Source organism: Ralstonia sp. AU12-08 (assembly GCF_000442475.1).
Classification (GTDB): Bacteria; Pseudomonadota; Gammaproteobacteria; order Burkholderiales; family Burkholderiaceae; genus Ralstonia; species Ralstonia insidiosa.
This window is the reverse complement of sequence record NZ_ASZV01000003.1, coordinates 383301-395952: the sequence shown is the minus strand read 5'-3', so window position 1 is coordinate 395952 and position 12652 is coordinate 383301. Positions and strand designations below refer to the sequence as shown.

At 65.0% G+C, this 12652-nt stretch carries 9 protein-coding genes; 8 read left to right on the top strand and 1 reads right to left on the bottom strand.

The window, feature by feature from the left end:
* Positions 1-5 precede the first annotated feature (5 nt).
* The 4 genes from mmsB (at position 6) to C404_RS32875 (ending at position 5059) form a co-directional block, all read left to right on the top strand.
* Positions 6-899 carry a 3-hydroxyisobutyrate dehydrogenase gene (gene mmsB, locus C404_RS32890; protein WP_021192941.1) on the top strand — a complete coding sequence of 298 codons (894 nt, stop codon included), beginning with the start codon at positions 6-8 and terminating at the stop codon, positions 897-899.
* Positions 899-1702 (top strand): enoyl-CoA hydratase, encoded by an 804-nt coding sequence (locus C404_RS32885; protein WP_021192940.1) that lies wholly within the window; start codon positions 899-901, stop codon positions 1700-1702. The genes mmsB and C404_RS32885 overlap by 1 nt, the downstream gene beginning before the upstream one ends.
* 28 nt (positions 1703-1730) lie before the next feature.
* Entirely contained in the window at positions 1731-2918 is a 1188-nt protein-coding gene (locus tag C404_RS32880) for an enoyl-CoA hydratase/isomerase family protein (RefSeq protein WP_021192939.1), read from the top strand.
* Between the two features lie 371 nt (positions 2919-3289).
* Positions 3290-5059: a phospholipase D-like domain-containing protein gene (locus C404_RS32875; protein ID WP_021192938.1), complete on the top strand. Its 1770-nt coding sequence runs from the start codon at positions 3290-3292 to the stop codon at positions 5057-5059.
* A 24-nt stretch (positions 5060-5083) separates the two neighbouring features.
* Here C404_RS32875 and C404_RS32870 read toward each other — a convergent pair whose 3' ends face one another.
* Positions 5084-6577: an acyl-CoA synthetase gene (locus C404_RS32870; protein WP_021192937.1), complete on the bottom strand. Its 1494-nt coding sequence runs from the start codon at positions 6575-6577 to the stop codon at positions 5084-5086.
* 161 nt (positions 6578-6738) lie between these two features.
* Here C404_RS32870 and C404_RS32865 point away from each other — a divergent pair, with 161 nt between their 5' ends.
* From C404_RS32865 to C404_RS32850, 4 genes are all read left to right on the top strand, one after another.
* On the top strand, positions 6739-7650 hold the full coding sequence (locus C404_RS32865) for a LysR family transcriptional regulator (RefSeq protein WP_021192936.1): 912 nt from the start codon (positions 6739-6741) through the stop codon (positions 7648-7650).
* Between the two features lie 234 nt (positions 7651-7884).
* Complete coding sequence (locus C404_RS32860) at positions 7885-10719, top strand: xanthine dehydrogenase family protein molybdopterin-binding subunit (protein WP_021192935.1); 2835 nt, start codon at positions 7885-7887, stop codon at positions 10717-10719.
* A complete protein-coding gene (locus tag C404_RS32855) occupies positions 10716-11270 on the top strand; it encodes a (2Fe-2S)-binding protein (RefSeq protein ID WP_021192934.1) in 555 nt (184 codons plus the stop codon). The genes C404_RS32860 and C404_RS32855 overlap by 4 nt, the downstream gene beginning before the upstream one ends.
* Positions 11270-12568 (top strand): c-type cytochrome, encoded by a 1299-nt coding sequence (locus C404_RS32850; RefSeq protein WP_021192933.1) that lies wholly within the window; start codon positions 11270-11272, stop codon positions 12566-12568. Before C404_RS32855 ends, C404_RS32850 begins: the two co-directional genes overlap by 1 nt.
* The last annotated feature ends 84 nt before the right edge of the window (positions 12569-12652 follow it).

Below are 12652 nucleotides of genomic sequence, written 5' to 3'. Positions count from 1 at the left end.
TTGTCATGAAGATCGCATTCATCGGCCTGGGCAACATGGGCGCCCCGATGGCGCGCAACCTGCTCAAGGCGGGCCACGCGCTCAACGTGTTCGATTTGAACACGCAGGCAGTCGGGGCGCTGGTGGAAGCCGGCGCCGTGGCGGCTGCCTCACCCAAGGAAGCGGTGACCGGGGCAGAGACCGTCATCACCATGCTGCCCGCGGCTGCACATGTGCGCAGCGTGCTGACAGCGGAGGATGGTGTGCTGGCCGGCATTGCCAAGGGCGTGCCCATCATCGATTCGAGCACCATCGACCCTGCCAGCGTGAAGGCGTTTGCGGCGCTTGCGGCCGAGCATGGCAACACCTTCATCGACGCGCCGGTCTCGGGCGGTACGGGCGGGGCGGTTGCGGGCACGCTCACCTTTATGGTGGGCGGCAGTGCGGCGGCGTTCGAACAGGTGCGCACGGTGCTCTCCGCCATGGGCAAGAACCTCGTGCACTGCGGTGATACGGGCGCAGGCCAGGGCGCGAAGATCTGCAACAACCTCGTGCTCGGCATCACCATGGCGGGTGTGGCCGAGGCCATGTCGCTGGGTGAGGCGCTGGGCATCGACCCAAAGGTGCTGGGCGGCATCATCAACACGTCCACCGGGCGCTGCTGGAGCTCGGACACATACAACCCATTCCCCGGCGTGATCGAGACCGCGCCATCGTCGCGCGGCTATACCGGTGGCTTCGGCACGGACCTGATGCTCAAGGATCTGGGCTTGGCGGGTGATGCGGCCAAGTCCGTTCATCAGCCTGTCTACCTGGGTGCACTCGCACAGCAGCTCTATCAGACCGTGAGCAGCAAGGGCGACGGCAAGCTGGATTTCTCCGCCGTCATCAAGCTGTACCGGAAAGACGGAGCCGCATGATGATCGAACTCGACTTCCTCCACGACAACACTGTCGCGCTGTTGACGCTCAAGCGTCCGCCCGCCAACGCGTTCACCCCGGAGGGCTTGCTGCAACTGCAATCCACCACCGAGCAACTGAACGCCAATGCGCGCGTGCGCGCCATCGTCATCACTGGTGATGGCCCGAAGTTCTTCAGTGCCGGGGCTGATCTCAACACCTTTGCCGATGGCGACCGCGATGTGGCACGCGAGGCCGCTGCACGTTTCGGCGCGGCATTTGAGGCGTTGCAGAATGCGCGCCCCGTAGTGATCGCCGCCATCAACGGCTTTGCAATGGGCGGTGGGCTGGAATGCGCGCTGGCCTGCGACATCCGCATCGCCGAAGCCCACGCCAAGCTCGCTGTGCCCGAAACCGCCGTCGGCCTGTTGTGCTGCGGTTGCGGCACGCAGACGCTGCCATGGCTCGTGGGCGAAGGCTGGGCCAAGCGCATGATCCTGACCGGCGAGCGCGTTGATGCGCAGACCGCCCTGCGCATCGGCCTTGTCGAAGAGGTGGTCGAGACCGGTGCCGCGCGCGAGGCCGCCATCGCCATGGCGCTGCGGGTGACGACGCTCAGCCCGCAGGCCGTGACGTTCAGCAAGCAATTGATTCACCAGGCGCGCAACGGTGTGCCGCGTGGCGCGGCGCTGGCTGTGGAGCGCGAGCGTTTTGTTGATCTGTTCGATCACCCCGATCAGCGCGAAGGCGTGAACGCTTTCCTGGAAAAGCGCACGCCGCGTTGGCAGGCACACACCGCTCATGAATCGGAGACGCTGCAATGAGCGCAGTCCAGATATCGGAGACGCTGCAATGAGCGCAGTCCAGATGCAGGCGCCGCCGCCCGAGACCGCCGCCGAACCCGAAGTGCTGATGCACGTGGTGAACCGCGTGGCCATCATCACGCTGAACCGGCCGTCTGCGTTGAATGCGCTGTCGCATGACATGGTGCGGCAGTTGGCCGTGCTGCTGGAGCAGTGCCGCCACGATGACAGCATCGTCGCGCTGGTGCTGCGCGGCGCGGGCCAGAAGGGCTTCTGTGCGGGCGGCGATGTGCGTTCGCTCTATCAGCTTGCCAAGCAGGGCCGCCGGAACGGCGATGACGGCTGGCTGCAATTCTTCATCGACGAATACCGGCTCGACTACGCGCTGCACCAGTTCCCGAAACCCATCGTCGCGCTGATGGACGGCATCACCATGGGCGGCGGCATGGGTCTCGGGCAGGCGGCGCGCCTGCGCGTGGTGACCGAACGCACGAAGATGGCGATGCCCGAGACGCGCATTGGCTTCCTGCCCGACGTGGGGGCAACGCGTTTCCTGAGCGTGATGTCGCCCGAACTGGAGTTGTATGTCGGGCTGACGGGTGTGACGCTTTCCGGCGCCGACGCATTGCATTGCCACCTTGCGGATCTGTGCGTACCGGCGGAATGGCTGGCCACGTTGGAAGACCGCTTGCAGCGCATGCCGCACGACGGTGATCTGCTGCAGGCCCTGCGCCGCGTGTTTGAGCCGCCGTGCAACATTGTTCCGCACGCGCCGCTGGCGCAGGCCATGCCGTGGGTGCTGCGCTATTTCGATCGGCGTTCAACGGTGGATCGCATTGTCGCCACGTTGCGCGAGAGCCTCGAACGCGAATCGGCCCGCAGTCCGGGACACGAAAAGCGCCAGTGGCTGCAGGCCACGCTCGATGCGATGACCACGCATTCGCCGACCATGCTGCATGTCACGCGCGAGGCGTTGCTGCGTGGGCGGCAGCTGTCGCTGGCCGAGTGCTTCCAGATGGAGCTGGGCATCGTGGCGCGTGGGATTGAAGACGGCGATTTCTGCGAAGGCGTGCGCGCGTATCTGGTCGACAAGGACCACCGCCCGGGGTGGGCACCGTCCACGCTTGCCGGGGTACGGCCGGAGCGGGTGCAGCACTTCCTGTCGTCGCCGTGGCGGGCAAGTGCGCATCCGTTGGCGGGGCTTGGGGCTCACGCGCAAGCAGGTCACATCGCTTGAATATGTGATTTACACATACACATCCGCCAAGAATTTCGCTTTTGGTTGGCAGTTTTGCCCTAAAAGCGGCGATTAAGACAGTCGCGTGACATTTTTTTGTCATAACTTACGGGTAACTTACGCAGGCGAGGAGAGGTCTCCCCTCACGTTCTCATCGTACGCAGCGGTTTCCGCTGCGTTTTTTTTTTTGCCCGCCGGAACGCGCGACCGTATCCACGTGTACGCGAATTCTTGCAGATCCGATTGAAACGGCGTTGAACGCATCGCCTGTAAACCCGCATGGCGCCTGCAAAATACGCCGTTTGCGTCAGAGGATTGTCACGATCGCGGTGCTATAAAAACCGGATGCTTTGCCACCCCAGGAGACCCCCATGGCGACATCCGTCGATTCATTCCAGGTGAAGGTGTATCAGGGCGACAGCGCGGTGCTGTTTGCCTTTGACGTGGCCGATGCAGACCGTGCTGATCTGGCCGGTTTTGCCATCCAGTGCACGCCGCAGGGTGGTGCGCCCTACTGGGTGCCCAACCGGTTGACGTTCGACACGCCCATCCACGCGGATGCCCCCCTGCAGGCCGGCAAATACGCCGACTCCATCGACGCGCCATTCCAGTCGTTCCACTGGGTCCACTTTCCGCCGCACGCCGCCGGGCAGTACACCTACACCGTGCACGCGCGCTACTTCGTGTCCACCAACCCGGTGCAGCTTGAAACACGCGCCACACGCAACGTGAACGTGGCCTTGCATCAACCCATGAGCGACTGGGCCACAGTGGGCATGGTGCGCGGCTATGTGTCGTCGCAGGCGTTCATTGACCACTACGGCGGCAACACGGCGCTGGCGCCCGAGAAGCGCGCACAGACCAAATCGCCGCTGCTGTATGACACGCAGCCTTACCAGAACAAGTACGCCTATCTGGGGGCCACTGGCCGCCACCTCATCATCGATCTGCTCAACCAGTGCCAGGCATCCGACGGCTATGGCATCGACGTGCTGGCCTATGACCTGGACGAGCCGGACATCATTCGCGCCATTGCGTGGCTCGCGCAGAACGGCCGCAAGGTGCGCGTGATCCAGGACAACTACATCGGCACAGGCGCGCACCCGACCGGGCACGGCACCGACGACGCGTTTGAGACGCAGGCCACCGACTATTTCAAGCAGGCCGGGGCGGATGTTCGCCGCACGCACTTCGCACGCTTTCAACACCACAAGGCGATCCTGCTGCGCGATGCCGCCGGCAAACCAGTGCGCGTGCTGGCGGGCTCGGCCAATTTTTCGCTGCGTGGGCTGTACGTGCAGGCCAACAGCGTGCTGGTGTTCGAGCAGGAGCCTGCTCAGCTCTATGCGCAGGTGTTCGAGCACATCTGGGGTTTGATCGGCCAATACGGTGAAGACGCCGCCGGCAGCCGCAAGGTGGCCACGGCCTTCCGCACCGATGCGCTGGCCGCCAACTGGCAGGCCGTGCCACAGGGCGGCGCGCCGCGTGCACGCTTCGGCTTTTCGCCGCACCAGACGGATGCGCTGCTCTCCGAGGCGGCTGACCGCGTGAAGGGCGCGTTGTCGTCCGTACTGTTTGCGGTGATGGCCACCGATGGCGGCGGCGAGATGCTGACCACGCTGGAACAGGTCGTGCCGCACAAGGCAGGGCTGCTCTCGTTGGGCGTGATCGACAAGGAGGGCGGCGTGGATGCCTTCGCACCGGGCCGCGACGTGCCTTCACAGACTGTGTCGTTCGCCTACCTGAAGGACGAGGCGCCCGCACCGTTCAAACAGGAAGTGGATGCCGGCACCGGCCAGCACATCCACCACAAGTTTGTCGTCTGCGATTTCAACGGCGACGAGCCGGTGGTGTTCTGCGGCTCCTCCAACCTGTCGAAGGGCGGCGAGGAGCAGAACGGCGACAGCCTGATCGCCATCTACGAACCGGCCATCGTCATGGCCTACGCGATCGAGGCCATCCGCCTGTTCGATCACTACCGCTTCCGCGCGGGCGAATCGAAGGCCACGGCTGCCAACCCGCTGGTGCTGAAGACGACTGGCGCGTGGGCCGACCTGTACTACGATCCGCAGAACATCAAGTTCACGGAGCGCACGCTGTTTGCCAAGTCAGGCGCGGCGCAGGCTGCTGCGGTTGCTTGACCCGCGCCAGCAGCGGTTCGGGCGTCAGACGCGCCGCTGCCGGTCGCCCCACCATGCATCGCGCAGGCGGCGCTTGGCGATCTTGCCATTGTCGTCGCGCGGCAGGGCGGCCGTGAACTCGATCTGGCGCGGGATCTTGAAACCGGCAATCTGGCCGCGCAGCCAGTCGATCACGGGCTCGGCCTGCAGCCCTTCGCGTTCGGTCTGAACGACAGCCACCAGGCGTTCGCCGTATTCATCGCACGGCACGCCAAAGACGGCGCAGTCCACCACATCGGGGTGGCGCAGCAGCGCGTGTTCGATCTCGGCCGGATAGATGTTCACGCCGCCCGAGATGACCATGTCTGAGGCGCGATCGCACACGTACAGGTAGCCGTCTGCGTCGAGGTAACCCATGTCGCCGAGCGTGACCAGACCGTCGCGCTCGATCTTGCTGCGCGCTTCGTCATTGCCGCGGTAGGTGAAGTCTGGGTAGGCGGGTTGGCGGCTGTAGATCAGGCCGACCTCGCCGGTGGGGCAGGGCGTGCCGTCTTCACGCAGGATGCGCACCTCGGCATCGCACACCGGGCGGCCGGCGCTACCGGGGCGGGCGGCGGCATCGCGCGGGTCCATCACGGTGATCATGCCGGTCTCGCTGGAGGCATACGTCTCATAGATGACGGGACCGAGCCAGTCGATCATCTTGCGCTTGATCTCGGGTGCGCACGGTGCGCCGGTGGAAGCCACGAAGCGCAGTGAGGAGAGGTCGTAGCGGTTGCGCTCTTCTTCCGTCAGCTTGAGCATGCGCACGTACATGATCGGCACGAGGTAGACGGTGTCGATGCGGTAGCGCTCGATCTGCTCCAGCACGCGCAGCGGATCAAAGCGTGGATGCAGCACCAGCACTTCCGCCATCTGCGCGGCCTGCTGGGCGAAGAGGCTGGGGGCGCTGTGATACAGCGGCGCCGGCAGCAGCGCGCGGCAGCCCGGCACGATGCCGAAGGTGGCAGCCACCACAGCGCGCGCTTGTTGCAGGTGCGTGTCGAGTTGATCTAGCGGCACTGCTTGCCGTACCACGCCCTTGGGCCGGCCCGTGGTGCCAGAGGTGTAGGCCATGTGCCCGCGCGGCGAGACCAGCGGCCCGTCGTACGGTGTTTGCAGCGCGAGCCAGTTGGCATAGCCGTCCGCACGGTCAGTACCTTCAGCATCCACGCGCAGCAACTGCACGAGCGGCGGCAGCAGCGGCTCCACCGCGTCCACCAGGTCACGATGGCCGATCAGCACCTTGGCACCCGAGTCACGCATGAGGAATTCCACCTCGGCCGGCGTGAAATGCCAGTTGATCGGGCAGAAGTGGCAGCCTGCAATGCGGCACGCATGCATTACGTCGATGTAGGCCGGCGCATTGCGCATCAGCACGCCGATCACGTCGCCTTCCTGCACACCCATGCGGCGCAATCCACCGGCAAGGGCCGCGCCACGCGCGAGCAGGGTGTCGGCATCGACGGGGCGGTCTTCGAAGATGAGGCTGGCGGTCATGCGTGTCTCCTTGGGGGGCAAGGTCTCGTTATTGGGTTGGACCTCTGCTTGATCTGCGCAGCATGCCGGATTGAATCGTACTGAACAATCCGCTTAGTATTGCGCACACTGGTGAATGCCATTGAACAACACTGCCCGTCGATTTGCAGCCCGCTTCCATCATGGACCTCAACCTCATCCACCTGTTTGTCGAGATTGTGGAAGCGCGCAGCTTTACTGCTGCCGCGCAAAAGCTGGGCATGACGCGCTCCAACCTGAGCAACCGCCTGAAGGTGCTGGAGCGAGAAACGGGCGCGCAACTGCTGCGCCGCTCCACGCGCAGCCTGGAGCTGACACAGGCGGGCGAGACGCTGTTCGAGCACGGCCGCCGCATGCTGCAGGAGGTGGAGACCGCGCGCGCCTCCATCGACGGCCTGGGCCAGACCGTGCGCGGCCACGTGCGCGTGAGTGTGCCGACGGGGCTCGGCCGCTTCTTCCTGGGCGACATGCTGCTCGAATTCGCGCGCGAGCACCCGAACGTGACCTTGCGCGTGACGTTCAACAACCGCGTCAATGACCTGATTGCCTCGGAGATTGACGTGGCATTCAAGATCACTTCGGCGCCGCCGCAGGACACCGTTGCGCGTGAGGTGTGCCCGATCGGCTGGAGCCTGTTTGCGACCAAGGCCTATCTGAAGACGCATGGCCCGGTGGCAACACCCGAGGCGCTGGTCGAACAAGCCATTGTTTGCCCGCCCATGCCGGGGCGGCGCCTGACGCTGGCGCTTTCGCGCACCGTGCGCGGCAAGACCATGCAGCACAGCGTGACAGTGGAGCCGCGCATGCAGTCGGAGGATTTTCCGTTCCTGGCCGATGCGGTTGCGCGCGGCATGGCCATCGGTTTGCTACCCAATTACGTAACACGCGCTACGGCCACACCGTTCGAGCGCGTGCTGCCCGGCTATGAGGTGGGCGGACTGGGCACGCACCTGTTCATCCTCACGCTGCCCAATCGGTACGCTTCGCCCGCCATGCGCGCGCTGATCGATTTTGTGCGCGCGCGTGTCAGCGCGCAGGCCGCAGACTGGCGCTAAACGCAGCCAACGCAGCGGTCACGCACTGCTGCGTATGCACAAAATTGTGCCAAGGCAGATAACGTCCGCCAAATAGACGATATTCGGCATCGCGCCTTGTCTTGGGTCAAGGCGAATACCAAAATCGAAAGAGGCGGAGCCGCCTGGCAATCACTTGCACCCAGGCTCCCCATCCCTCCCCACGCCACCCGCCGAACGCGGGTGCGCCGTAGCATTCCTTCGAGGAAGAAGTTCATGCCGCTTACCCATCCGTCGCGCCGCGCTTTCCTGAAAGCGACTGTCGTGGCCGGCGTCTCGGTGGTTATCGCACCGTTGGGCGGCCGCGCATTTGCGGCTCTGTTTGAAGAAAAGATCCTCACCCCGGTCCAGTGGGACCCCAAGACCAGTACCCCAAAGTTCCGTATTGACGGCATTGCCAAGGTCACGGGCGACAAGGTGTTCGCCCGCGACATCCGCTCGCGCGACATGCCGCACTGGCCGCAGCAGCAATCGCACGCATGCATTCTGCGCACCACGCTGGCCGACCGCACGTACGAGGGCTTTGACCTGAGCCTGCTGGGCGACGAGTTGAAGCCCGATCGCGTTGTGACCGCGGAAGACCTGGCGCGCGACGGCGTGGCCTTCCCCGCGTTCTATGGCGACGACATGCTGCTGCCGACGGGCAAGACGCCTGCGTATCACGGCCACGCGGTCGCTATCCTGATCTATCACGACTTCGCGCGCTTCCGCTTTGCGAAAGACAAGCTCAAGTTCCAGGACAAGATCATCCGCTACGGCGCGGTGACCGGCCCGCTGGAGCGCGACCCGTGGGGCACCTTCCGTTTCGTGCGCGTAGGTGGTCAGACGCCGTATGACGACGACGTGTTCTCCAGCCTGAAGAACGCGCCGATCTTCCCCAGCCAGATGCGCAAGCACGAGCCCGTGTGGCCCGATGGTGTGGACCACGGCAAGCTGGGCGAGCAGGGCATGTTCTACGCCGGCCAGATTCGCGACGAACTGGCCAAGCCGCCTGAAGACTGGCTGGTGCTCGACCGCGAGTACAACACGCAGTCCATCGACACCGCCGCGCTGGAAGCCGACAACGCCAACTGCTGGTACGACAGTGCCACGCAGACGCTGCACATGGTGGTGCCCACGCAAAGCCCGATTGAAGTGGGCGAGAGCACGGCCGAGATGCTGGCCAAGGCCCGCGGCGCCTTCCCTGTGAAGCAGGTGATCGTGCACCCGTGCTACACGGTCGGCTACGGCTCGAAAGACCACTACAACTTCCCGTTCTACGGCCTGGTGACGGCGCTGTACGCAGACGGCAAGCCCGTGCGCCTGGCCAATGACCGCTACGAGCAGTTCCAGACCTCCATCAAGCGCCACGCGTTCAAGATGCATTACCGCATCGCTGTGGACAAGAAGACGGGCCTGTTCCAGTCGTTCCAGGGCGATTTCGAGGCCAACGGCGGCGGGCGCTGCAACTTCTCGCCGTCGGTGGCGATGGTGGGCGCCACGGCTGCGCAGTCGATCTACTACTTCCCGAAGAACGACCTCGCCACGGTGGCCATTGCCTCGCGCGCCATCGACGCGGGCTCGGCACGTGGCTACGGCACGCTGCAGAGCATGGCCGCGACCGAAATGATGGTCGACGAGTTTGCCGAGCAACTGAAGCTCGACCCGATCGAGTTTCGCCTGAAGAACGCGCTGCGCTCGGGCATGAAGAACACGCAGGGCGCGATTCCTGCCGGCGCCATCCGCGTGGATGAAGTGCTGGAGGCCGCCAAGGTGCACCCGATGTGGGTGAACCGCGCCAAGAAGAAGGCCGAGTTTGAAGCGGCGCACCCGGGCAAGCGCTACGGCGTGGGCTTTGCGTGTGTGCAGAAGGACTTCGGTACGGGTGCGGAAGCCTCGTTCGCCAAGGTGGAGATCCGCGCTGACGGGCAGATCGTGCTGAACCATACGGGGGCCGAGATCGGCACCGGCATGTCGACCTCGCAGGCGATGGCCGTGGCGCGCTGGCTGGGCCGCCCTGCATCGGAAGTGCGCGTGGCGGTGACGGACTGGGCAGACCTGCCCGTGACCACCAGCGGCGATCCGTACATCATGAGCCAGGCCGACCAGGACAAGCTGGCGGCCAACCCGCGCTGGTCTCCGGCCTATGCATCACCGGCCAGTGCGACCAACTCGGCGTACTACTTCACGCACAGCACGCGTGAGGCGGCACGCATCGTCTTCATGCACGGCCTGTGGCCGGCAGCCATGGCGATCTGGAGCCAGGGCATTGGCGGTGGTCAGGCGACTTCGCTGGTGGTGCGTGTGGAAGACGCGCGCTGGGTGGACGGCAAGCTCACGGCCGGCGGCCTGGAGGCGCTGCCCTACGAGCAGATCGTCAAGAAGGCGCACGACCTGGGCCTGGTGACGGGCGCTGTGGTGCACGTGTTCAACCGCTGGCAGTGGAGCGAGGCGGACTTCGATGTGAACGGTACGGCCACGCGCGTGCCGATCGATGGGCTGTCCGTGCGCTATGGCGACAACGCCGATGCCGCGCACAAGGCCAAGATGACGACGGCCGGCGGCTACCACGTGCTCGATCGCAAGAAGGTGTACATCGCGCCCACGCAGCGTAACAACGCGTCAGTCACGTACTACAGCGCGGTCGGCACGCTGGTCGAGCTGTCGGTGCATGAGGCCAGCGGTAAGGTGGAACTGCTGTCGCACCACTCGATCATGGAGTGCGGCTCGCAACTCTCGCCGCAGCTCGTGTCGGGGCAGTTGCAGGGCGGTCTGGCGATGGGTATCGGTCATGCACTGCACGAATCCCTGCCGCTGTATGAAGACGGCCCCGGCAACGGCACCTGGAACTTCAACCGCTACCAACTGCCGCGCGCCAAGGACGTGGCTGTATGGACGCAGACCGGGACGGTGCTGCCGCCCCTGTCGGAAACCGATCCGCCCAAGGGCATCGCCGAGGTGGTGATGATTCCGGTGGTGGGCGCCATTGTGAACGGCATCGCGCATGCCATCGGACACCGCTTCACGAGCCTGCCAGTGACCGCGGAAAAGATTCAGGAGGTACTGGCATGAGCAGCATCACCACCCAACCGATCACCTTGCACCTGAACGGCAAGGATGTGGGCCCCGTGCAAGTGCCCGAAGGTCTGATGATGATCGACTTCCTGCACGAATACACCGGCCTGACGGGTTCACGCCTGGGCTGTGGGCAGGGCGTGTGCCGCGCGTGCACGGTCATCCTCGACAAGCCAGACGGCACCAGCGAAGAAGTCCGCACGTGTATTACCGGTGCGCATTTCTTCCAGGGCAAGAAGGTGCGCACGGTGGAAGGGCACGCCACGCGCAATGAGAAGGGCGAGGTGGTATCGCTCTCGCTGGTGCAGCAGAAGTTTCTGGAGCACTTCAGCTTCCAGTGCGGCTACTGCACGCCGGGCTTCGTCAACGGCGCGACGGTGCTGGTGGAGCGCCTCAAGCGCCAGCCGGTGGCGCGTGAGCAACTGGACGAGACCATCACCGAAGCGCTGAACGACCACATTTGCCGTTGCACCGGCTACGTGCGCTACTTCGAGGCCGTCAAGGACGTCGTCCTGAGCACACCCGGACTCGTCAAGGACGGCAAGTGATGACGATGACCATGGCTCAACCCAACCATCGCAATCTGTTTCGCCTGGCTCGCCTGGCCGTGTTGCCGCTGCTGGCGGTCGCCACGCTGGCCGCCTGCGGTGACCGCTCCACCGACATCCCGGCCGCTGCCGATCAACCATCGCCCACCAAGCTGACCGGTGCAGACCTGATCAACCGCGGCCGCTACCTCGTGCGCGCGGCCGACTGCGCGGCCTGCCACACAGCCAAGGACGGTGCGCCGTTCGCGGGCGGTGTGCCGCTGGCCTCACCGTTCGGCACGTTCTACGGCACCAACATCACGCCCGACAAGGACCACGGCATCGGCAAGTGGAGTGCCGACGAGTTCTACAAGGCGCTGCATGACGGCGTATCGCCCGACAAGCATTTGTATCCGGCGATGCCGTACACGTCGTATCGCGGCCTGTCGCGTGGCGATACCGATGCGATGTACGCGTATCTGACGCAGCAGGTGAAGCCGGTGGCAGTCGCCAACCGCGAGCACGAGCTGCGTTTCCCGTACAACATCCGCATCGCCATGGCGGGCTGGAACGTGTTCTTCCTGAAGGACGCGCTGCCCGATGCATCGGTCGGCAATGCTGCCGCGTGGCAGCGTGGGCGGTATCTGGCCAATGCGCTGGGCCACTGTGCGGAATGCCATAGCCCGCGCGGGTTTGCCGGTCAGCTTGATGCCAGCAAACCACTCGCCGGTGCTGCACTGGGCCGTGTGGTCGCGCCGGACATCACGCCCGCCGGCCTGGCGGCTCGTGGCTGGACACAAGCCGATCTGCAGACGTTCTTTGGCGTTGGCATTGCGCCGCAGGGCTCGGCCTTTGGCGAGATGTACCCGGTGGTCCACCTGAGCACGCAGTACCTGAATCAGGCGGACCTGGGCGCGCTGGCAACGTACCTGCTGGGCGACAAGGCGCCCGCGCCGCAACCGCTCAAGCCGGTGGCCGCCACGGCGGACAACGCCGACCAGCTCAAGGCCGGCCGCGCGAGCTACCTGGCCGTTTGCGCCGGTTGTCATGGCCGCGATGGCGAGGGCAAGCCGCACGTTGCCGTACCGATGCTGGGCAACGCCACCGTGCGCAACGCTGATGCGCACAACCTGCTCGTTGCCATGCTCGACGGCATTGAGGCGCAGCGCTTCCCGGGCACGGAAGCCCTGCAGGAGATGCCGGGCTTCGCGCAGATGAGCGACACGGAACTGGCCGCACTTACGAACTACCTGCGCACGAACTTTGGCGGCCAGCCCGCTGATATCACCGCAGACAAGGTGAAGGGTCTGCGGCAGTAAGCGGCCAGCCTGAAGCGACAAAAGCCCGCCCCGGTGTCATGCCTGGGCGGGCTTTTCTTTTGGTGCGCATGCTGGCGCCTCCAA

Excerpts from the sequence above, each read along its gene's own strand:
- mmsB (WP_021192941.1), top strand. The coding sequence starts at position 6 with ATGAAGATCGCATTCATCGGCCTGGGCAACATGGGCGCCCCGATGGCG.
- C404_RS32885 (WP_021192940.1), top strand. The coding sequence starts at position 899 with ATGATCGAACTCGACTTCCTCCACGACAACACTGTCGCGCTGTTGACG.
- C404_RS32880 (WP_021192939.1), top strand. The coding sequence starts at position 1,731 with ATGAGCGCAGTCCAGATGCAGGCGCCGCCGCCCGAGACCGCCGCCGAA.
- C404_RS32875 (WP_021192938.1), top strand. The coding sequence starts at position 3,290 with ATGGCGACATCCGTCGATTCATTCCAGGTGAAGGTGTATCAGGGCGAC.
- C404_RS32870 (WP_021192937.1), bottom strand. The coding sequence starts at position 6,577 with ATGACCGCCAGCCTCATCTTCGAAGACCGCCCCGTCGATGCCGACACC.
- C404_RS32865 (WP_021192936.1), top strand. The coding sequence starts at position 6,739 with ATGGACCTCAACCTCATCCACCTGTTTGTCGAGATTGTGGAAGCGCGC.
- C404_RS32860 (WP_021192935.1), top strand. The coding sequence starts at position 7,885 with ATGCCGCTTACCCATCCGTCGCGCCGCGCTTTCCTGAAAGCGACTGTC.
- C404_RS32855 (WP_021192934.1), top strand. The coding sequence starts at position 10,716 with ATGAGCAGCATCACCACCCAACCGATCACCTTGCACCTGAACGGCAAG.
- C404_RS32850 (WP_021192933.1), top strand. The coding sequence starts at position 11,270 with ATGACGATGACCATGGCTCAACCCAACCATCGCAATCTGTTTCGCCTG.